The 21,883-nt window shown below is 44.1% G+C and carries 22 protein-coding genes; 19 read left to right on the top strand and 3 right to left on the bottom strand.

Annotated features, from left to right (window positions below):
• The first annotated feature begins 472 nt into the window (after window positions 1-472).
• Window positions 473-1,135 carry a hypothetical protein gene (locus JHD44_RS04485; protein WP_199461496.1) on the top strand — a complete coding sequence of 221 codons (663 nt, stop codon included), beginning with the start codon at window positions 473-475 and terminating at the stop codon, window positions 1,133-1,135.
• On the opposite strand, the gene JHD44_RS04490 is transcribed toward JHD44_RS04485, so the two are convergent.
• Window positions 1,089-2,054 carry a LysR substrate-binding domain-containing protein gene (locus JHD44_RS04490; protein ID WP_199461498.1) on the bottom strand — a complete coding sequence of 322 codons (966 nt, stop codon included), beginning with the start codon at window positions 2,052-2,054 and terminating at the stop codon, window positions 1,089-1,091. The two genes, JHD44_RS04485 and JHD44_RS04490, sit on opposite strands and share 47 nt — an antisense overlap.
• Before the next feature lie 108 nt (window positions 2,055-2,162).
• Between JHD44_RS04490 and JHD44_RS19050 the strand changes: the two genes are divergently transcribed.
• Window positions 2,163-3,053 (top strand): DMT family transporter, encoded by an 891-nt coding sequence (locus JHD44_RS19050; RefSeq protein ID WP_199461500.1) that lies wholly within the window; start codon window positions 2,163-2,165, stop codon window positions 3,051-3,053.
• Window positions 3,054-3,095: 42 nt separating this feature from the next.
• Here JHD44_RS19050 and JHD44_RS04500 read toward each other — a convergent pair whose 3' ends face one another.
• Window positions 3,096-3,659: a hypothetical protein gene (locus JHD44_RS04500; protein ID WP_199461502.1), complete on the bottom strand. Its 564-nt coding sequence runs from the start codon at window positions 3,657-3,659 to the stop codon at window positions 3,096-3,098.
• 235 nt (window positions 3,660-3,894) lie between these two features.
• On the opposite strand from JHD44_RS04500, the gene iscR reads away from it, so the two are divergent.
• The 17 genes from iscR to der all read left to right on the top strand — a co-directional run bounded on the left by iscR (window position 3,895) and on the right by der (window position 20,620).
• Entirely contained in the window at window positions 3,895-4,386 is a 492-nt protein-coding gene (iscR, locus tag JHD44_RS04505) for a Fe-S cluster assembly transcriptional regulator IscR (protein ID WP_199461503.1), read from the top strand.
• 48 nt (window positions 4,387-4,434) lie between these two features.
• A complete protein-coding gene (gene sufB, locus JHD44_RS04510; protein WP_133563713.1) occupies window positions 4,435-5,871 on the top strand; it encodes a Fe-S cluster assembly protein SufB in 1,437 nt (478 codons plus the stop codon).
• 19 nt (window positions 5,872-5,890) lie between these two features.
• Window positions 5,891-6,676: a Fe-S cluster assembly ATPase SufC gene (sufC, locus tag JHD44_RS04515; RefSeq protein ID WP_133563715.1), complete on the top strand. Its 786-nt coding sequence runs from the start codon at window positions 5,891-5,893 to the stop codon at window positions 6,674-6,676.
• A 2-nt stretch (window positions 6,677-6,678) separates the two neighbouring features.
• Complete coding sequence (gene sufD / locus JHD44_RS04520; protein ID WP_199461504.1) at window positions 6,679-7,902, top strand: Fe-S cluster assembly protein SufD; 1,224 nt, start codon at window positions 6,679-6,681, stop codon at window positions 7,900-7,902.
• An 11-nt stretch (window positions 7,903-7,913) separates the two neighbouring features.
• Window positions 7,914-9,131, top strand: a complete 1,218-nt coding sequence (locus tag JHD44_RS04525; protein WP_199461505.1) for an aminotransferase class V-fold PLP-dependent enzyme — start codon at window positions 7,914-7,916, stop codon at window positions 9,129-9,131.
• Window positions 9,132-9,139: 8 nt separating this feature from the next.
• Complete coding sequence (locus JHD44_RS04530; RefSeq protein ID WP_199461506.1) at window positions 9,140-9,493, top strand: HesB/IscA family protein; 354 nt, start codon at window positions 9,140-9,142, stop codon at window positions 9,491-9,493.
• Window positions 9,494-9,497: 4 nt separating this feature from the next.
• Window positions 9,498-10,028: a putative Fe-S cluster assembly protein SufT gene (gene sufT / locus JHD44_RS04535; protein WP_199461507.1), complete on the top strand. Its 531-nt coding sequence runs from the start codon at window positions 9,498-9,500 to the stop codon at window positions 10,026-10,028.
• Between the two features lie 144 nt (window positions 10,029-10,172).
• On the top strand, window positions 10,173-10,598 hold the full coding sequence (locus JHD44_RS04540; RefSeq protein ID WP_199461509.1) for a SufE family protein: 426 nt from the start codon (window positions 10,173-10,175) through the stop codon (window positions 10,596-10,598).
• Window positions 10,599-10,650: 52 nt separating this feature from the next.
• Window positions 10,651-11,802: an IscS subfamily cysteine desulfurase gene (locus tag JHD44_RS04545; protein ID WP_199461511.1), complete on the top strand. Its 1,152-nt coding sequence runs from the start codon at window positions 10,651-10,653 to the stop codon at window positions 11,800-11,802.
• Between the two features lie 155 nt (window positions 11,803-11,957).
• Window positions 11,958-12,365 carry a nucleoside-diphosphate kinase gene (ndk, locus tag JHD44_RS04550; protein ID WP_115468729.1) on the top strand — a complete coding sequence of 136 codons (408 nt, stop codon included), beginning with the start codon at window positions 11,958-11,960 and terminating at the stop codon, window positions 12,363-12,365.
• Between the two features lie 154 nt (window positions 12,366-12,519).
• Complete coding sequence (rlmN, locus tag JHD44_RS04555; RefSeq protein ID WP_199461518.1) at window positions 12,520-13,635, top strand: 23S rRNA (adenine(2503)-C(2))-methyltransferase RlmN; 1,116 nt, start codon at window positions 12,520-12,522, stop codon at window positions 13,633-13,635.
• Window positions 13,636-13,954: 319 nt separating this feature from the next.
• On the top strand, window positions 13,955-14,950 hold the full coding sequence (locus tag JHD44_RS04560; RefSeq protein WP_199461520.1) for a RodZ domain-containing protein: 996 nt from the start codon (window positions 13,955-13,957) through the stop codon (window positions 14,948-14,950).
• An 8-nt stretch (window positions 14,951-14,958) separates the two neighbouring features.
• Window positions 14,959-16,071: a flavodoxin-dependent (E)-4-hydroxy-3-methylbut-2-enyl-diphosphate synthase gene (ispG, locus tag JHD44_RS04565; protein WP_199461522.1), complete on the top strand. Its 1,113-nt coding sequence runs from the start codon at window positions 14,959-14,961 to the stop codon at window positions 16,069-16,071.
• Between the two features lie 11 nt (window positions 16,072-16,082).
• Window positions 16,083-17,363, top strand: a complete 1,281-nt coding sequence (gene hisS, locus JHD44_RS04570) for a histidine--tRNA ligase (protein ID WP_199461524.1) — start codon at window positions 16,083-16,085, stop codon at window positions 17,361-17,363.
• A gap of 44 nt (window positions 17,364-17,407) precedes the next feature.
• Window positions 17,408-18,049, top strand: a complete 642-nt coding sequence (locus JHD44_RS04575) for a tetratricopeptide repeat protein (RefSeq protein WP_199461526.1) — start codon at window positions 17,408-17,410, stop codon at window positions 18,047-18,049.
• 6 nt (window positions 18,050-18,055) lie between these two features.
• On the top strand, window positions 18,056-19,186 hold the full coding sequence (bamB, locus tag JHD44_RS04580) for an outer membrane protein assembly factor BamB (protein WP_199461528.1): 1,131 nt from the start codon (window positions 18,056-18,058) through the stop codon (window positions 19,184-19,186).
• A 96-nt stretch (window positions 19,187-19,282) separates the two neighbouring features.
• Window positions 19,283-20,620: a ribosome biogenesis GTPase Der gene (der, locus tag JHD44_RS04585; protein WP_199461530.1), complete on the top strand. Its 1,338-nt coding sequence runs from the start codon at window positions 19,283-19,285 to the stop codon at window positions 20,618-20,620.
• A 79-nt stretch (window positions 20,621-20,699) separates the two neighbouring features.
• Here der and JHD44_RS04590 read toward each other — a convergent pair whose 3' ends face one another.
• The gene (locus JHD44_RS04590; RefSeq protein WP_199461532.1) at window positions 20,700-21,881 is read right to left on the bottom strand and encodes a hypothetical protein; all 1,182 of its coding nucleotides are present in this window, start codon (window positions 21,879-21,881) and stop codon (window positions 20,700-20,702) included.
• Window positions 21,882-21,883 lie beyond the last annotated feature (2 nt).

The raw sequence follows: 21,883 nt of genomic DNA on the forward strand, positions 1-21,883 counted from the left end.
TGCGGTCAGGGCTTTTTTACGTCTGGCGAAAATGAAATCCGCTCTGTGATGACTGTTATCTTCATCAAAGGGGGCGGATCCCTCAACTGGTGATAGTGCTTGGAGACTGATGTACGTACAGGGATCTGTCCCCTGGAGTTCAAATGACAAGCTTTAATTCCCGATAGAATCGGGTCGTACGAGTCATCTTCCGACGGCGATTGCTCTTGTAGGGACTCTGAGGCTTGATCAAAGCCCTTTACTCCCCAGATGGAACTCGGACAAACAACATACTAGTTAGCGAGCTGCACTCAGCTTTTATGTGGCTGCTTACACAATTAATGTCTTTATATGTGCAAATATTCTCACTTTGAATATCTAGATTCACATTTAACAAATTTGATAGCTATTTAGGAACCAATGAAGTCTGTCTATTTGTTCAGGATTACATCTATTAGCATTCATCCTGTATAAATATATTAGGTAATTAAAGATGTTCGTTCTTCGAGGAATCGTATATTTACTAGTGTTGGCTGGTATTGCTCAATGTATATCTTTAGAAGCATTTGAATTTGGTGTCAATGCTCAATACAGTGAGGACTCATTGACTGAGTTTTTGCAGATGATATTTGCGATTGGCAGTGCTTTGTTGTTTGCCTTGAGTGCAAGATATTCTAGAGAACTACGTCAGGCCTGTATTCTACTTTCGGCATTAATGTTAGCTATGTTTGTAAGAGAATCCGACTCTTTTCTAGATCAGTTTGTGTTCGACGGTGCTTGGCAGGTTTTGGTATTCGGTGTTCTATTAGGGACAGTCATCTTACTTAGAAGGCAACTTAAAGAAAGTTATCGATCGCTAAAAGTGTTCTCCCAAACATCGAGTTTTGGTTTTGTGACAGCAGGATTGGTTATCATTATAGGCTTTTCACGTCTTTTTGGTCGTAGTAGTTTTTGGCAAAGTGTTATGGGCGATGGCTATGTTAGAAACGTCAAAAATATTGTTGAAGAAGGGACAGAGCTGTTAGGTTATACAATTGTTGTGATTGCTGCTGCGGAACTTTTATGCTTCGTATTTTCTGTCGCTAGAAAGCGTCAGCATAATATTCAGGCTAGCCAGAAATTACGTTCATACTCGAAGGTGGAGTTAGCTCATTAAGTTCACTTCTCAGCCAGCGCCTAAGTACTTGAAGCGCTGGCTCATGACGTCTGCTGTGCTTGTATGCAATATAAAAGCTATCGGAAGATGTATGTGTGCTGCAAGGCAGCTTGACTAATCCATCTTGAGGTTGTGTTTCATTAAACATATAGTCATTTACCAGTGCTATACCTAAGGAATGAATAGCCGCTTCATGGGCTAGCATCAAATGGCTGAATCTATGGAAAGTTGTTTCAGCGGGCATTTCTCTATCTTCTTCCGCAAACCATCTACGCCAGTCTTCTGCATAACTTTCATACATGCTGTAGGATGTTATCAGTGGGAACTGTGCAATCAATTCAGGCTGTTGTTTAAGTTTGATCTCGAGCTCTTGTTTTGTTTTAACTTCAAGAGTGCTTATCATGTCTTGGAGTAGGCTTTGACTGCATACTGGAAACAGGCGCTCGGTATAAAACCACTCAAAATCAAATCCGCGTTTTTCCTTATCAATTGTAATGAAGCAATCAGCAGTTCTATCTGAAAGTTCTGGTTCGGAGAAAGTCATCTCAATCGTTAGATCTAAATTTGGGTGCTGTCTCTTTAGTTTGTGAAGCCTCGGAATCAACCAATACACAGCGAATGAGCTATATACTGCAAGTCTTAGCCTAGCTTCTGTTTCTCCTTTTATGCTTTCACTTGCTCTGGCGATCTGATTTAGGGAGCTGCTGACCTGGTCTAAATAGGCTTTTCCTTCACTGGTTAACTCCAGCTTTCGACCTAAGCGAAAAAAAAGTTGCTCGCCCAGGTAGTCTTCCAAAGCTTTAATGTGATGAGAGATGGCACTTTGGCTGATGTGAAGTTCGTTTGCTGCTTGTGAGAAACTGTTTAGACGTGCAACGGCCTCAAACACGGGCAGTGACTTTAAAGGTGGTAGCTTCATTTTAATATCTATTTAACTAATACTAACTCAAATAATATCATTTTATCTGATTTTAAACCTCCCTTAAAATTCGCGCATTCTTCCATAAGACATTTCTCAGGGGGTTGTGTGTCAGGAAAAACGATTAGCAGCGCAATTCTAGTACTAGTATTAGGTAACTTGATGGCAACGGTTTGCGATGTCTTAGTTAAGCTAGCAAATGCAGGCGATGCAGTGTTTCAATTTACTTTTTATCGTGTGCTTTTTATGTGTGTAGTGCTTGCACCCTTAGTACTTAGAAAAAGAGTTTCTCGCCCTTTGCAGGGAATTGGTCTGCATTTTGTTCGAGGTAACCTTTGGGTGCTAACTTCAGTACTGTTAGTGATCTCTCTTTCGCATCTGCCTTTGGCTACTGCCAATGCAGTCTTTTATACTGCTCCCATTTTTATAATTTTATTGGCATTGATTTTTTATCGCGAAAAAGTCAGTAAAACAGTTGTTTTCGCTGCGATATCTGGATTCGCTGGTGTGCTTGTGATTTTAAAGCCTAGTTATATTGGGTGGGGAATGCTCAGTGCTCTAGGATTTGCATTAGTGTTGGCTATTAATAGTTTATTGATTCGCAAGCTTCCTAGTGGTCAAAGTGCGATGCATGGACTTTTGGTGGCCCAGGTCTGTGCTCTTCCTGTAGCGGCTATATTGGCTTTATATGAAGGAAGTATTCTTTCCTTATATCAGTTGTTATTAGCGTTTGGTGCTTCAATTTGTTCTGTATTATACAGTTTGGCTTGCTTGGTCGGGTATCGATATGTCGCTTCAAGTCAGGTAAGTTCTGCAGAATACTCAGGACTACTTTTTGCAATTATTGCCGGTTGGGCGATGTTTGGAGAAGCTATTGATTGGAGCTTGTTGCTTGGGGCCGCATTGATTGTTGTGCCGCTTATTTATGTTAGCCGGCGTGATATTACTGTAGAAAAGGCCAAGCGCCTTTCGCAATCAGCTACTCTGGATGCCACGTGATTTGGTGGTGAGGCCTAACAGATGAATGTTAGGCCTTACCCGTTACTGCGTTGGCGCTGGTTGTGCCGGTACGCTCGTAGATTCTTTTGACGGTTCACCAGTTTTCAATAGATTTAGCAGAGTATTCCTCTCCATGCTTGCTTTGAGAGCAAGATCCATTTGGTACTGATACGTTGTTTCCCATTCTGAACTTTTAGGGACCAGTTCTGATAAATCGCCTATCGCTTGTCGCATAACGGCAAGATAGGCTTGAATATTCTCTTCTTGATTTATCAAGATGTTTTTTAAAGCATTTGCGCTACTGTGGCGTAAATAGGTTTTCAGCGTTTCGTTTTCGGCGCTGATGGCACTTAAGCGTACGTTTTGTTGCTCTATACTTTGTCTAAGAGCGGCTATTTGAGTTTCTGTTTCCGACTGTTGGCCTGTAATCATCTCGGTTGGATTATTAAGTGTCACTAAGAAGTAAGTTACAGCTGCTGAAGTGCCTGTGCTAAGTAGAAAACAAATCAAAAAACCAATAGCCAAGCCCATGGGGAACTTTTTTTTGACGGTGTTTGAGTCATTCTCTGTGTCTATTTGTTCTTTATTATCCGCAGACTTGCTCATAGGTAGCCCCTTATTTCATTTAAGCTGGTTGATAATTAAACATATCGGCTAGCGCTAATAAGATAACACAACAAATGTGTGAGATTTTGTTCAGTTTTGAAACATAAGCGCTTAAAATACGACAAATTCTTCTGCTAGATGAATAACCCACTAAAATGCTCGGGTAAATACTTGATCAAAATAGTGGGTTTTGTGTATGATTTATACCATTGACTAGCATTTGAGTGGAACGTGTATGCGCTTAACAACTAAAGGCCGTTATGCAGTAACGGCAATGCTTGACTTGGCACTGCACACAGACAGTGGACCAGTGTCTCTCTCTGATATCTCAAATCGTCAAGGAATATCCTTATCCTATTTAGAGCAATTGTTTGCAAAGTTACGCAAACAAGATCTAGTTCTAAGCGTAAGAGGTCCTGGTGGCGGGTATCGACTAAGTCGAGATCAGAGTCAGATTTTTGTGGCTCAAATAGTTGATGCTGTAAATGAGTCTGTCGATGCGACAGGCTGTAAAGGACGTAGCGATTGCCAAGGTGGTAACACTTGTCTGACACATCATCTCTGGTGTGATTTAAGTAATCAAATACATGATTTTTTGAGTGAAATAAGCCTCGAAAATCTAGTTATGCGCCAAGATGTTCGCAACGTGGCGGAAAGACAAGATAAAGATAGCAAGATGTCGGCCAATGCTCCCCAAGAAAAGATTACAGCGGCCCTCATCAGTTAACGAATTATTAGTGCCTTAGTGGCCTATACCAACGAGTGAGTTTCTAATATGACTGAGCAGATTGATAAGGCATTAGCTCGAGAGTACGAAGCGGGCTTCGTCTCTGCTGTAGAATCAGAAACCTTCGAGCCTGGACTCGATGAAGATGTGATTCGCCGTATCTCTGAAGTCAAAGGTGAACCTGAGTGGATGCTTGAATGGCGTCTCAATGCGTTTCGTGTTTGGCAAGAAATGGAAGAGCCTGATTGGGCTCATGTATCCTACCCTAAAATCGACTTCCAAGCGGTGTCTTACTACTCAGCACCAAAGAGTATGAAAGACAAGCCTAAGTCTCTAGATGAAGTTGATCCCGAACTTTTGCGTACTTACGAAAAGTTAGGTATTCCACTAGTTGAGCAACAAATGCTGGCAGGTGTGGCGGTAGATGCAGTCTTTGACTCTGTTTCAGTCGTTACCACTTTCCGTGAAAAGCTTGAAGAAGCGGGTGTTATTTTCTGCCCTATCTCTGAAGCGCTTCACAAGTACCCTGATCTTGTGAAGAAGTACCTTGGCAGCGTTGTGCCGACCAAAGATAACTTCTTTGCTGCGCTAAACTGTGCCGTATTTACTGATGGCTCATTTGTTTACATTCCAAAAGGCACTCGTTGCCCAATGGAATTGTCTACATACTTCCGTATCAATGAACAGAATACCGGTCAGTTTGAGCGAACTTTGATTATTGCCGACGAAGGTTCTTACGTAAGTTACCTCGAAGGCTGTACTGCACCACAACGTGATGAGAACCAACTGCACGCGGCAGTTGTTGAGCTTGTTGCAATGGACGATGCTGAAATTAAATACTCGACAGTACAGAACTGGTACCCAGGTGATGAAGAGGGTAAAGGTGGTATTTACAATTTCGTAACCAAGCGTGGTGTGTGTCATACCAATGCTAAGATCTCTTGGACGCAGGTTGAGACAGGTTCTTCTGTGACTTGGAAATACCCAAGCTGTGTGCTTAAAGGTGATAACAGTGTAGGTGAATTCTACTCTGTTGCTTTGACGCGTGGTCGTCAGCAAGCGGATACGGGTACTAAGATGATCCATATTGGTAAGAACACCAAGTCTACGATCATCTCTAAAGGTATTTCTGCAGGTAAGAGTAATAATGCCTACCGTGGTCTTGTTCGTATGAACCCAGGTGCAGAAGGTGCACGTAACTTTACTCAGTGTGACTCGCTACTGATCGGTGATCAGTGTGGTGCGCATACATTCCCATACGTTGAAAGCCGTAACCCATCAGCGATCGTAGAACATGAAGCGACCACGTCTAAAGTAAGTGACGATCAAATGTTCCTTTGTCGTCAGCGTGGTGTTGATCCAGAAAAAGCGGTCTCTATGATCGTAAATGGCTTCTGTAAGGAAGTCTTTAAAGAACTCCCTATGGAGTTTGCCGTAGAAGCAGGCAAACTTCTCGAAATTAGCCTTGAAGGCTCTGTTGGTTAGGTTGAGGAACCCATTGAACATGTCAAACGAAAACACTTTGTTATCGATCAAAGACTTACACGCAAGTGTAGAAGAAAAAAACATTCTCAAAGGTCTCAATCTAGACATTAAACCAGGTGAAGTTCATGCCATCATGGGCCCGAACGGTGCTGGTAAATCGACCACAGGCTATGTGTTGTCTGGCCGTGATGGCTACGAAGTCGACAGCGGCTCGGTCACTCTAGATGGCGAAGACCTTCTAGAAATGGAAGTGGAAGATCGTGCTCGCGCGGGTCTTTTCCTTGCATTCCAATACCCAGTTGAAATTCCAGGTGTTAGCAACCTAGAGTTCTTGAAAGTCGCGGTAGATTCTCAGCGTGAAGCACGTGGCGAAGAAGCGCTAACGTCTGCAGAATTCCTTAAGATGGCAAAAGAAGCTTGTAAGCAAGTGAATCTGCCTGTTTCATTCCTTAAGCGTGGTGTGAACGAAGGTTTCTCTGGTGGTGAGAAAAAGCGTAACGAAATCATGCAAATGATGTTGCTTCAGCCAAAGCTTTGCATTCTGGATGAGACCGATTCAGGCCTCGATATTGATGCAATGCAAGTGGTTGCAAACGGTGTAAACAGCCAGCGTTCACCGGAGCGTAGTTTTATCGTTGTAACACACTACCAGCGCTTGCTTGACTACATTAAGCCTGACTTTGTCCACGTTCTAGCGGACGGTAAAATCGTTAAGAGTGGCGACGCGTCACTTGCGAAAGAGCTAGAAGAGCAAGGTTACGCATGGCTACAAACAGAGCCTACAGAAGACGAACTAGAGGATTAATCATGAGTGAATGGTTACAACAAGCCATCGCTCGTGCCGACAGCATTCAAGATGGTTTTGAAGACCAGCGAGCGGCGTCGCTTGCGCTTTTAAAAGATATTAAATGGCCTACACGTAAAACCGAAGCGTGGAAATACACACCGCTTCGTGCAGTAGAACGTAGCGCGGCTATCTTCAAGGAAGAATCTCCAGAGCTTGATCCGGTAGCGGTTGAAGGCCTTGAGTTCCTTGAGCTGACATTTGTTGATGGCCAGCTGGTATCTCTTCCAGAAGAGTTGCCAGAAGGTCTAAGCATTGAGATGCAAGAGTCGAGTTTGTTTGGCACGATCAAACCAGAGCGTCATATTTTTGGTTTGGTGAACGATGTGCTAGCAGCAGATGTTGCCGTGGTAACGGTTGCTGAAGGTGTTGTTGTAGAGCAAATGCTTCGCATTAACAACTTGTTAAGCAACGGTGCACAAGGCCATATTCGTGTCGTGGTTGATCTGAAAGCTGGTTCATCACTTAAAGTGGTGGAAAATGCAGAAGGTCAGGGTGCGTCTCTAACAACTGCTTTTACCGAATACCAAATTGGCGTTGAGGCCAATCTTGAGCATTACCGCTTTGCGTTGCAGTCAGGCGACAATGTTGCTGTGGGTGGCAGTCACTTTAAGCTGTTTGAGAATGCTGTCATGAACAGCAGTATTATCGGCTTTGGTAGCGACCTACAGCGTATTGATACTGATATTATTTATGCTGGAGAGAAGGCAAACGCTAAGTTGAACGCGATTTACCTACTGGATGGTAAAGAGCTGTTTGACCTTCATGCAAACGTTGAGCACGCTGTGCCAAACTGCACCACGGAAGAAAATATACGAGGTATTGCTGGTGACAATAGCCGTGCAGTATTCAACGGTCGTATTCATATCCACCGTGATGCGCAAAAAACACTGGCTGAGTTAAATAACCGCAATTTGTTGATGTCTAACAAAGCGGAAATCAATACTAAGCCAGAGCTCGAAATCTATGCCGACGATGTACGTTGTGCCCATGGTGCGACCATTGCTCAGATTGATAAGCAAGCCCTGTATTACTTGCAAACGCGTGGCGTGAGTCGTTCCCAAGCACAGCTAATGCTAAGCTTTGGTTTTATAAATGAGTTGATCGATCAGATGCCGACTGTTGAGTTGGCGGAATGGGTGCGTCCGATTATTCGTGACCGATTTGCTCAGATGGAAGTGAAATAAGCGAGAAGTCCATGAGTCTTGATGTCGCTGCTATTCGCGAGCAGTTTCCAATATTAAAACGCGAAATCGATGGCAATCCTCTTATCTATCTTGATAACGCGGCGACGACCCAGAAGCCGCAGTGCGTCATTGATGCGTTAGTGGATTACTACACGCAATGTAATTCAAATGTTCACCGTGGTGCTCACCGATTGGCGGATGAAGCGACACGTAAGTTTGAGAATGCACGCGACATCATTAAAGACTTTATTAACGCGCCAAAGCGTGAAGAGGTTATTTGGACGTCAGGTACGACCGAAGGCATCAACATGATTGCCAACGGTTTAGCAAAACTTCTAAAGAGCTCTGATGAGGTGATCGTGACGGGTATGGAGCATCATGCCAACATCGTTACCTGGCAGCAGGCGTGTAAAGCAGCGGGCGCTTCTTTACATACGGTACCGGTAACCGATAAAGGTGAGCTAGACCTAGATGTTTATGTTTCGTTATTGAACGAAAACACTAAATTGGTTGCTTTCCCGCATGTATCGAACTCACTAGGTACTGTGAATCCAATCAAATGGATGACGGAACAAGCGAAGAAATTCGGTGCTTGGGTGTCTGTTGATGGGGCTCAAGGTGTTGCTCACGGCAATGTAGACGTGCAAGACATCGGTTGTGATTTCTATGCTTTCTCAGGTCATAAGATTTACGGTCCTATGGGGATTGGTGCGCTGTGGGGGAAAGAAGAATTACTAGCTGAATGGCCGATATGGCAAACCGGCGGTGAAATGATCTCGACAGTGACGCTTCAGGATGCTACCTGGAACGTATTGCCATACCGTCTTGAAGCGGGTACGCCAAATGTGGGTGATGCGATTGCGCTAGGTGAAGCGATTCGTTGGTTCAGTGAATTGGATTATGCTGAGGTAGCTGCTCACGAGAAAGCTTTAATGGCCCGTGCTACTGAGCTGGCTAAAGAATTCGATGGTTTACGCATGATCGGTGAAGCCGAAGAAAAAGTAGGGGCGTTTAGCTTCGTACTAGATCAAGGTCACCCAGCAGATATTGGTTTCTTACTTGATCGACAAGGTATTGCAATTCGTACCGGTGATCACTGTGCGCAGCCGCTGATGGCACGCTTTGGTGTGCCTGGTACCGCACGTATGTCATTCTCGATTTACAATACGATTGAAGAAGTTGAGCAATTCTTCAAAGCTTTGAAAAAAGTTCACATGATGTTGGCTTAGGAGGCATTATGTCAACGGAAACATTCGATCCAAATCAAACGGTCAGTATGACCGATGCCGCACGTAAGTTCTTTGCATCAAAGCTTACTGCGCAATCAGAAGGTAGCCTAGTGCGTTTGAGTACAAAGGAAAGTGGCTGTACTGGCTACGCTTACGTTTTAGACATCGTAGAATCAGCACAAGACGGTGACGCCATCATGGACTTTGATGGCGTCAAGCTAGCGATCGACGATGAGTCTCTGACTTTGCTTAAAGGTACAGAGATTGACTTGGTGCGTGAAGGCATTAACCAAGTCGTGAAATTTAACAATCCCAATGTGGTTGCGGAATGCGGCTGCGGCGAAAGCTTTAGTGTGAATTAATAACATGCAAAAAATGGTCGTTACTCAGCGCGAGTGTCCAGCTCGTCGAGTACCAAGCGGTGATCCAACCACTATCCCAGAAGGACAGTTTATTACCATTAACCAAGCATTGGGCGGTAATTATACGGTTACCTTTCAAGGTAATATGTTGCGAATTGATGGCACAGATGCGGATGCTATTGGCCAAGAGCCTGAAGTATTAAGCTTCAGTGATGATGGTTCAGGTCAAATTGTTGAAGATCAAGTATGGCAAGCACTAGACAGTGTTTATGATCCTGAAATTCCAATCAGTTTGGTGTCTTTAGGGTTGGTTTACAACGTAGCTGTGGATCAGGCTGAGAAAAAAGTAGCTATACAAATGACGTTAACCGCGCCAGGTTGCGGAATGGGGCCAGTGCTTGTTAGCGATGTAAAATACCGCGTGGCGAAAGTGCCTAATGTGGCGAATGTCCATGTTGATTTGGTGTTTGATCCACCATGGTCACGCGAAATGATGAGTGAAGAAGCGCAGCTTGAAGCAGGCTTGTTCTTCTAACGCATACAGTTCCAATGCAAAATCGACTACAATAGCCGACGGCCAAGGTTTCGACCATTGGCCGTTTCTTTTTGTGCTACGGCAATGATGCGAAATAGCGTCTATCGCACTGTTTTATTTAGTAAGCCAACTTAGTGAGGCATTATGTCTTTACCGACAACAGAAGAGATTATCGACGACATTTCTTTCTTTGATGACTGGGAAGAGAAGTACAAATACATTATCGACTTAGGTAAAGCGCTACCTGAGTTTGATGACGCATGGCGCACGCCAGAACGCTTAGTGAAAGGCTGTCAAAGCAACGTTTGGATCCAGCCAGGTAGCACGCAAGATGCTGAGAAAGGCGAAGTGCTGGTTTTTTCTGTGGACAGTGATGCGGTTATTGTTCGTGGTTTGCTTGGCCTTGTGATGGCAGCTTACAACGAGAAAACGCCTGCAGAAGTACTGGCGTTTGATATCGATGCGTACTTCTCGGAGCTAGATCTAGAACGTCACTTGAGTCCAACTCGTGGCAATGGTCTGCGTTCGATTGTAGGCCGTGTTCAAGCCATCGCAAAAGCGTCTGTTTAACTGATTTAGCTTCGTAGCTTTGTTTTAATTTGCGTTACCTTGGAGAGTTCCAATGCAAACACCTGTTTACCTCGACAACTCAGCGACCACACCGGTTGATCCTCGTGTCGCGGAAAAAATGATGCAATGTCTTACTCAAGACGGCAACTTTGGCAACCCAGCTTCACGTTCGCACCTGTTTGGTTGGCGTGCGGAAGAGGCTGTAGAGGATGCACGTTTACAGGTGGCAGAATTAATCGAAGCGGATGCTCGTGAAATTGTATGGACCTCAGGGGCAACCGAAGCGAACAACTTGGCGATTAAAGGCGTTGCTGAAGCCAATAAGCTAAAAGGTCGCCATATCGTGACGTCAATGATTGAGCACAAAGCGGTGTTGGACCCTTGTCGTCAGCTTGAAAAAGAAGGCTTTGAAGTGACTTATCTTAAGCCAAACGCCCATGGCGAGATCACCGTTGAGAGTGTCGTTGCTGCACTGCGTGAAGATACGATCCTAGTGTCTTTGATGCACGGTAATAATGAGCTGGGTGTGGTAACGGACATTGCGGCAGTTGGCCAAGAAACTCGCGCTCGCGGTATTTACTTTCATGTGGATGGCGCCCAGACAACGGGCAAAGTAGCGATTGATGTGAACGCTATGAATGTTGATTTGATGTCGTTAACCGCTCACAAAACCTACGGCCCAAAAGGCATAGGTGCGTTATATGTACGACGTTCGCCGAAGGTGAAGTTAGAAGCACAAATGCATGGTGGTGGTCATGAGCGTGGTATGCGATCAGGCACATTGGCCACCCATCAAATCGTGGGTATGGGTGAGGCTTTTGCCATTGCGAAAGCAGATATGCATTTAGATTGCGAGCGTATTGCAGTGCTGCGTGAAAAGCTTTGGCATGGGCTTTCTGAAATGTCTGGCGTGCATCTAAATGGCGATTCAGACAACCGCGTTGCTGGTGTCATTAACGTAGGCTTTGATGGCGTGGAAGGTGAGGTGCTGCTGATGTCTCTAGCAGATGTGGCATTGTCTTCTGGTTCGGCATGTACGTCAGCGAGCCTTGAACCGTCTTATGTTTTGCGTGCTATTGGTTTGTCTGATGAGCTAGCGCATGCGTCCCTGCGTATGTCGGTCGGGCGTTTCACGACGGAAGAAGAGATAGATTTCGTTATTGAAACGATAAAAAACGCTGTCACTCAACTGCGTGGCTTGTAAATATTCGAAAAAGGCGACTTTTCGTTTTTTAACCACAAAAAACGTGGCGAATACATACAAATTTCATAAAGACATGCGTATAATGCGCACGCTTAAAGTTATTAGTCGGTCCCGTAATATCGCGTGACCATTGAAATTCATATTTGGAGTTTAACATGGCGCTAGAACGCACTCTATCTATCATCAAGCCAGATGCTGTTGCTAAAAACGTAATCGGTGAAATCTACACTCGTTTCGAGCGTGCTGGTCTGAAAATCGTTGAAGCTAAAATGATTCAACTAGACGACGAGCTAGCTGGCGGTTTCTACGCTGAGCACAAAGAGCGTCCATTCTACAAAGACCTTGTTGCATTCATGACATCTGGTCCAGTTGTTGTTTCTGTTCTTGAAGGTGAAGGCGCTGTTCTTCGTCACCGTGAACTAATGGGTGCTACTAACCCTAAAGAAGCGGCGGCTGGTACTCTACGTGCTGACTACGCTGAGTCTATCGATGCGAACGCTGTTCACGGTTCTGACTCTGTTGAGTCTGCTGCACGTGAAGTTGCTTACTTCTTCGGTAAGTAATTGATTTAAAACCTACCTTTTCGTTTTAGAAAAGCAGGTTTATGAGGAAGCGGGCCTATGGCCCGCTTCTTTGCAGAGGCTTCTGAAAAGCGTAATCCCTTTTCAGAAGCTTTTTTGTCTACACTTAACGCTTTAGAGCGAATGATTGATACCTATGACTGACACCCAGAAAGTAAATTTACTTGGCCTTTCACCAGAGAAACTCATCGAATTTTTTGAGTCGATTGGTGAAAAGAAATTCCGTGCCACCCAAGTGATGAAATGGATTCATCAAAAGGGCGCTGAGTCCTTTGAAGACATGACGGATGTTAGTAAGAAGTTACGCGCTAAATTAGAAAATATCTGTGAGATCCGCGCACCTGAAATCGTCTCTCAGAATATTTCTAATGATGGCACTCGTAAGTGGATCATTCGTACTGAAGGTGGTCAGAATAACTGTGTCGAAGCGGTTTTGATTCCTGATGGTGATCGCGCAACGCTATGTGTGTCGTCTCAGGTGGGTTGTTCTTTGGACTGTAGCTTTTGTTCAACAGGGAAACAGGGCTTTAACCGCAACCTAACAGCAGCTGAAATCATTGGTCAGGTTTGGATTGCGATTAAATCTTTTGGTCCTATGGACCCAAGTGGCCCGCGTCGCGTGACCAATGTCGTAATGATGGGCATGGGTGAACCATTGATGAACTTTGAACCAGTGGTGGAAGCCATGACGCTGATGATGCATGACAATGCCTACGGCTTGTCGAAGCGTCGCGTGACCCTGAGCACATCAGGGGTGGTACCACGTATTTACGACTTGGTAAAACGTACCGACGTATCGCTGGCGATTTCTCTACATGCGCCAAATAACGAATTGCGTAATGAGTTGGTGCCAATCAACAAGAAATACCCAATCGAAGAGCTGCTGGAAGCGTGTCAGCATTACCTAGACAACTTGCCTGATAAACGCCATATTACGATTGAGTATACGGTTATGGCTGGTGTGAATGATCAGGAAGAGCATGCACGTCAATTGTCTAAATTGCTGGAAAACTTGGAATGCAAAATTAACTTGATTCCATTTAATCCATTCCCGCATTCAGGTTATGAGAAACCATCCAATAACCAAACGCGTCGTTTCCAGAAAATCTTGGCGGATGATGGCTACACGGTAACGGTCCGTACGACACGTGGTGATGATATCGATGCCGCATGTGGTCAGTTAGTAGGTGACTTCTTAGATAAAACTCGTCGCTCTCAGAAATATATTGAACTTCGTGAAGTATCGGAGTAGTCATCAATTCACAAGTTAGATGGAGGTGACGTATTGCTTCGGATGTAAGTATTACGTCAAATTCATTTAACTTGTTATCACTAATAGAAAAGTTTTTTGGCATTTTTGCTGTATAAGTTTGATGGCTAGCAACAATCTTGATTTAATACTAGTCGATTGAATAAAAGCGCTTTTTATCATTATTCAGGCGTAAGTTTGTCCGCTCTTCTGGACCTTAAATAAGCTGTTTTTTGTCTGTCGTTGCGTACTATTGCACGAAACTGACCATACACCCCGCAGCTGAGCGCTTTTTATTAGCCTGTTACACCAAGGTAATAACATGACAACCGAATTAGAGATGGAGATCGCTCCTGAGCAGAGTACTAAAGCTGCGGATATTGGCCATACTCTCCGAGCGAAACGTCTAAGCTTGTCGATTGATGAGAGACAAGTTGCAACAGAACTAAAGTTATCAATTGAACATGTTTTTGCTATTGAGAACGGTGAGTTCGATCGTTTTCGTTCTGCTACCTTTGCCCGAGGGTACCTAAAAAGCTATTGTCGATTATTAGGTCTTGACCATAAGCCGCTTTTGTCTGCTTTCGACGAACAGCAATCCGTTAAGGAAAGTAATCTACGTCCTGTTGATAATGTTCCACCTCAATCCTCTGGCCGCGATCCGATATTTGTTATCGTTTCTGCGATTATTGTATCCATTATTGTATTTATTATATTTTGGTGGCCTTCACAATCGTCGGATGTAGATGCCTCTGCACCTGCTTCTGGGCAACCTTCTGAAGTTTCTGACGCTGGAGAGGTTTCACGTATAGATCCTGCGAATGAAGTTGAGCCTGAGCTTTCAGAGAACTCAACTGAAAACTCTTCAGATACTCAAGAGGAAGCTGTGCTCGACTCTTCAATTGAAGCTCCTGCTTTGTCAGACGAGCCAGATAATGTAGTGACGGGGCTCTCTGCTGAAACAATTGCTTTGCTTGAAGATGCGGGAGTAAACCCAAATGAAGTAGTTGAAGCGACTCGTGAAGCTGAAGTGGAATCAGTTCTTGTACCTGAAGCAACGGCGGAGCCAGTTGCTCCAAGCAATGATATTTATATTCAGTTTGTCGCTGACTGCTGGACTGAAATTCGAGACAGTTCTGGACGGATTTTATTTTCTGGTGTGAAAGGTTCGGGTGATACCTTAGAGTTAGATGGTGAAGCACCTTACCGAGTAACATTGGGTTACGCGAGAGGCGTTTCTGAATTTTTATACAAGGGGGAGCTTTTTGACTTCTCCTCATATGTACGTAAAGATCTAGCTCGTTTTGAGCTTAAATAGAGATAAGTATGCATTTCGAATCTCCAATAAAACGTCGTCATTCTCGCCAAATTATGGTGGGGGATGTTCCTGTAGGTGGTGGCGCTCCGATTAGTGTTCAGAGTATGACCAATACTGAGACATGTGATGTGGATGCAACCGTTGCCCAAATTCGTGCGATTCAGGATGCTGGTGCTGATATTGTAAGGGTGTCAGTACCTTCTATGGATGCGGCGGAAGCGTTCAAAGCAATACGTAAACAAGTGTCGGTACCATTGGTAGCAGACATTCATTTCGATTACAAAATCGCACTTAAGGTTGCGGAATACGGGGTTGATTGTTTGCGAATTAACCCTGGTAACATTGGTAATAAAGATCGTGTTCGCGCAGTTGTCGATTGTGCGCGTGATAAGAATATCCCGATTCGTATTGGTGTTAATGCGGGCTCCTTGGAAAAAGACCTGCAAAAGAAATACGGTGAACCAACACCGGATGCATTGGTTGAATCTGCTTTTCGTCAAATCGAGTATTTTGATGCGCTGGATTTCCAAGAATTCAAATTAAGCTTGAAGGCTTCAGATATTTTTATGACAGTTGAAGCTTACCGTAAGATTGCATCACAAATTGATAATCCGCTTCATTTGGGCATCACTGAGGCGGGTGGTCTGCGTTCTGGTACGGTTAAATCTTCGATTGGTTTAGGCTTACTTCTAATGGACGGCATTGGTGACACACTTCGAGTGTCGTTGGCAGCTGACCCCGTACAAGAAGTCAAAGTAGGCTGGGACATGTTACGTAGTTTGAAACTGCGTAATCGTGGTATCAACTTTATTGCATGCCCAAGTTGCTCTCGCCAGAACTTTGATGTTGTGAAGACTATGAACGAGTTGGAAGAGCGTCTAGAAGATATTAAAGTCTCTATGGATGTTGCAGTGATAGGCTGTGTTGTAAACGGTCCTGGGGAAGCGAAAGAAGCAGATTTAGGCCTTGCCGGTGGTACGCCAAATAATTTGGTGTATTTAGACGGCAAACCAAACTCAAAAGTTAAAAATGAAACCTTGGTGGATGATCTTGAGCGTATGATTCGCGCCAAAGCGGACGCTAAAGAAAAAGAAGAATCCAATCTTATCGCTAAGTCATAAGGGCACGAACAGTGGGTCGTAAAGTACAAGCAATTCGCGGAATGAATGATATTCTGCCGGGCCAATCTTCCGTTTGGCAGTACCTAGAGAGAACCGTTTCTGAAGTAGTAAATGGTTATGGATATCAACAAATCCGTTTCCCTATCGTTGAGCAAACAGAGCTTTTTAAACGCGGTGTGGGTGAGACAACTGATATCGTTGAGAAGGAAATGTATACCTTCGAAGATCGTAACGGTGAGTCCTTAACACTTCGTCCAGAAGGGACCGCTAGCTGTGTTCGTGCTGCTGATCAGGCTGGTTTGCTGTTCAATCAAACACAACGTCTTTGGTACGTGGGCCCAATGTTTCGCTACGAACGCCCACAAAAAGGCCGTTACCGTCAATTTCACCAAATCGGTGTAGAATCTTTTGGTATGGCAACGCCAGATATTGACGCTGAACTGATCATTTTAACGGCACGTCTTTGGAAGAAGCTTGGCTTACTTGAGCACGTCGAACTGCAATTAAACACCATTGGTGTTGCTGCGGCGCGTGAAACATTTAAAGCTGCTCTGGTGGAGTATCTAACAGAGTTTAAGGATCAATTAGACGAAGACAGCCAACGTCGTTTATCGACAAACCCACTTCGTATCCTTGATTCCAAAGATGAAGCGACACAAAAAGTGTTGCAGAGTGCACCGAGTCTTGAAGATTTCATTGACGATGAATCTCGTGAGCATTTTGAGCGCTTGCAAGCAATCTTAAGAGCAAATGATGTACCATTTGTGATCAACCGTGCTTTAGTGCGTGGACTTGATTACTACGGCAAAACCGTATTTGAATGGGTAACCTCTCACCTTGGTGCGCAAGCGACGGTTTGTGCTGGTGGTCGTTATGATGGCCTAGTTGAACAGTTAGGTGGTCGCGCTACGCCAGCAGTGGGCTTTGCTATGGGCGTTGAGCGTTTGGTGCTTTTGTTAGAAACTCTTGAATTGATTCCCGAAGAAGCAAAGAGTGCAACGGATATTTTTGTTGTAAGTTTTGGTGATGAAGCAGAGCTTGCGTCTTTCGTAGTAGCTGAGCAGCTACGCAATGCGAATCAAGATTGGACTGTTTTGCGTCACTGCGGCGGCGGTAACTTTAAGAACCAAATGAAAAAAGCCGATAAATCGGGCGCTCGCTTTACTTTGATTTTGGGAGAAAGCGAAGTAGCTGAAGGGGTTATACAAGTAAAAGATATGCAGTCTGGTGAGCAGGTTTCATGTGCTACCGATGTATTAGTAACTACTTTGCTAGACAAGCTTAACGGCTGATCCATTAATGCGGTCGTTCAATATAGAATTATGAGGAACTCGGTGTGTCTGAAGTAAAGACTGAAGAAGAACAAATTGAAGCGTTTAAAAACTGGTGGAAGAAAAATGGTACTTCGCTAGTATTAGCCGTCGCTGTCGGTGTAGGTGGTTACTTTGGCTTTCAAGCGTGGAAAACGAGTCAAGAAAATCATTTGGCTGAGGCATCTTCTCTCTATCAAAACCTAACAGAAGCTGCGACAGATTTAGCGAAAGAAGAGAATCAAAAAACAGTACGTTTTATTGCTAATCAATTAGCCGAAGACTTTGATGATACTGGCTACGCTATGTTTAGTCAGTTGTTCGTAGCACGTATTGATGCGCAAGCGGGTAACTATGAAGATGCGGTTGCAGCGCTTTCAAAAGTGGTTGAACAGTCTGAAGACGTTTCGTTTGATGCCATTGCCAATCTACGTATTGCTCGCCTACAAGCAGAGCAAGAAAAATACGATACAGCGATGAAAACTTTATCCTTGGTGACTTCGTCTGAGTTTGCTGCACAGGTAGCAGAACTGAAAGGCGATATTTTATTGGCTCAAGGAAAGCGTGATGAAGCACGCGTCGCTTACCAAGACGCTGCGGATCAGATGGGAGCCGGTGTCCAGCACCCACTTTTAGATATTAAGCTAAAAGATTTAGTTGAGGGCTAGTTGACAATGTGGAAGCCTATTATTGTGGCTGCAGTATTAAGTTCTGCTGTATTACAGGGTTGCTCAACTAGACTGTTGCCTCCACCTGATAGCATAAGACAAGAAGTCTATTTTGATGCGAATTGGCGTACCAAGGTAAATGGAGGTGCTGGTGAGCAAACGGAAACCTACAATATCGTTGCCCAAGACAATACGTTAACGTTGGTGACTAACCGTGGCTCGCTTTATGAACTAAATCAATCTAATGGTCTTCAGGTCCAGCATATTGAAACCGGAGCTAAGCCTAGTTCTGGGGTGTCACGTGATGGAGATCGAGTATTCTTTGGGACCTATGATGGCGATTTGATCGCTGTATCACTGGACGATGAGTCGATTTTATGGCGTAAAACTCTAACATCAGAAATCTTGTCAGAAACTGGTAATGGAGCTGGTCGTGTTGCGGCAGTTACTGCAGATGGTTGGTTAACTGTTATGGACGCGAATACCGGTGAAACTTTATGGCGTGATAAAGAAGACCTACCAGCTTTAACAGTTCGTGGCACGTCGGCACCTGTAATTGTTGATGGTAAAGTGATAGCTGGTTTTGCAAGTGGTAAAGTGAAAGCCTATAACTTGCAAACGGGCGATCAGATCTGGGAATACGCTGTTGGTAAACCTGAGGGGCGTTATGAGATCGAACGTCTTACGGATGTTAGTGGGCGCTTTGTCATCGCGAATAATATGCTGTACTCAGTGGCTTATAATGGCACAGTGACAGCATTGGCTATGCAAACAGGTCGTCCTATATGGCAACGTAATATTTCCAGTGCGGTAGGTGTTGCTGTACAAGGGAATGAACTAGCAGTTATCGATCAGGACAATGTTGTTTATAACCTTAATGCTCTTAATGGTTCGACACTTTGGCAAAATGACACATTGCAAGGTCGTGATTTGGCCTCACCAGTGTTTTATAAAGACTATGTGGCAGTACTAGATCGTGGTGGTTGGATTCATCTAATGAATCGTGAAACAGGTTTAATAGAAGCGTGGACGTTGGCTGATTCTCGACGTCCGGCTGGAAGTCGTATGGTGTCGAATGACGAACAATTGTTTATACTAACACCAACTGCAAATGTAACGGCGCTCCACTACTGGTAGTGGTAACGCCCTGAGCGTATGCTCAACGCAATTTTTGAAGAGGCTGCTTCGCTCACAAGGCGTAGCAGCCACTTTGTATTCTAATAGGTTGAAAAAATGATCCCAGTAATTGCATTGGTCGGTCGACCCAATGTTGGAAAATCTACTCTATTTAATCAGCTAACACGCTCACGTGATGCGTTGGTAGCGGATTATCCTGGCTTGACTCGTGACCGTAAATACGGTGACGGTAAAGCGGGAGAGCATGAGTTTATCGTGATTGATACGGGTGGTATCAGTGGTGACGAGCAAGGTATTGATGAGCATATGGCGCGTCAGTCTCTGCTTGCGATTGAAGAAGCGGATGCGGTGTTGTTTTTGGTGGATGGTCGTCATGGCTTAAACCCAGCAGATGAAATGATCGCTAATCATTTACGTCGTTCTGAGAAGCCAGTTTTTCTGGTGGTGAACAAAACGGACGGTATCAATGAAGACATTGCACTGGCTGACTTCTACGCTTTAGGCATGGGTGAGCTGTATCCTCTTGCAGCGGCTCATGGTAAAGGTGTTCGATCGCTGATTGATACGGTGATGGAGCTGTTTGCAGAGCGCATTGCTGAAATGCGTGATCAAATAGAGTTCAATGCCAAAGGTATCCGTATTGGAGTAGTGGGTCGTCCAAACGTTGGTAAATCAACCCTAGTTAACCGTATGTTGGGTGAAGAGCGTGTGGTTGTGTACGACATGCCAGGAACCACACGAGACAGTGTTTACATCCCCTACAAACGACACGATAAAGACTACACGCTGATTGATACAGCGGGTGTGCGTCGTCGTAAACACGTCAAAGAAGCGGTTGAGAAATTCTCCATCGTAAAGACGCTACAAGCGATCCAGGACGCCAACGTTGTTATCTGTGTGATCGATTCTCACGAAGACTTGGTAGAGCAAGATCTTCATATGATCGGTTATGTTTTGGATGCGGGTCGTGGTTTGGTGATTGCGATCAACAAGTGGGACGGTCTGAAGAAAGAAGACCGTGAACACATTAAGAAAGAAGTCGAGCGTCGTCTTGGTTTTGTCCCTTACGCGAAGGTTCACTACATCTCTGCACTTCATGGTACTGGTGTTGGTGATCTTTATGACACCATCGAAGAGACATATGAATCATGTTACGCGAAGTGGTCTACTAACCGCTTAACTCGTATTTTGGAAGATGCTGTATCGGAACATCAACCGCCTATGGTGAAAGGTCGTCGTATTAAGCTTCGTTATGCTCACCAAGGTGGCTCGAATCCACCGCGTATCGTTGTGCACGGTAACCAAACGGATGCGTTGCCGGGTAGCTACAAGCGCTACCTTGAGAACAAGTTCCGTACAGTTCTAAACATTACGGGTACGCCAATATCGTTTGAATTTAAGTCTTCTGATAACCCGTTCGCGCCAAAGCGTTAATTTAGTTAGAGTAATTAAAAAGCCTGTATTCATCTTGATACAGGCTTTTTATTTTTCTAAGGAAGCCAGTTAAAAGACTTTAATAAAGCAAACGTTCAACTTGGGTAACCAAGTTGATCATTGATGAAGGACGCTTAGAAACCTGTTCAGCCTTTTCAAGGGGCTTTGACCAATTATGGGGATGGCTAAGTTCGCTTAGTAATACATCTTCTATTATTGCACTATCAAGATCTTTACGCGAAGCGACGATACATGAGTTTATCTGGGAAAGCATCCGATTGGCATTGAGTCTCTGTTCAAAATGCTTTGGCAATATGAATTGAAAGCGTCCTGCTAAAATTGATTCTTCTGATAGGTTGATGCCACCATGATGAATACATGCTGTCGCATTTGAAAGTATTTCTTTTATGGATGGCGGTTTTAGTAAAATATTGAGACCTAAACTACTCCAGTGTTTGTAGGCAGTGACATTGATACCATTAATCAAACAGTCAGCGGATAGTTTATGCTTCGCTATAATATTTAAAATATGACTTGTCGAAGGATGATTTGCACTCAAGTATACACATAAATGAGATTTCTTTGCTGCTGGTATAGGAAAGACATCTTTCTCTAAAGGACCAATCGCTAAGTCACGGCTATCACCATAGATATCCAGTTCTTTAATAATAGAAAGAACCTGAGATTGACCTTTGATAATGTCCGGTAAACACTCTGGAAGAGTTTTCGTGTAAGGTTCCATAGCAGAAATAGCATTCTCTAATAAGAATTCTTCACTCCATACTCTAGGGTAATCTTTTCGTAAACGAGGAAATGAACCTTTTTGGGCGTGGGGAACAACAAATCCATCACCGAAGCAAATCACTGGAAGTCTATCATAGCAAGCAAGTGTCAGGATTGGAGCGTAATCTGCAATAATTAAGTCAGGTTGATATTTTTTTAGTATATCTATCCATTGTTCGATACGATTTTTAAGTGTTGTTTTATCTGCGAAGCCTCCAATACCTAGTATGTCGCTATAGGATGTTGCTTTAAATGCTTGTTGATTATTCCAATTAGTTTTAGCTTCTGGAGCTTTAATCAAAGTAATTTTATGTTGCTGGTAGCGTTCCTTTAGAGTTTGGGGATTGGCTGCAGCCACAATCGGAATAAATCCAGCCAACCGTAAAGCCAAAGCAACTTTCAGAAGACGAGTTGCATGCCCCATACCCCCGCCAAATTCCCATGCTATTAATACTCGCCGGATACGTTTCACAGTCATCT

It is taken from the genome of Marinomonas ostreistagni (assembly GCF_016461785.1).
In the GTDB taxonomy this organism is placed as follows: Bacteria; Pseudomonadota; Gammaproteobacteria; order Pseudomonadales; family Marinomonadaceae; genus Marinomonas; species Marinomonas ostreistagni_A.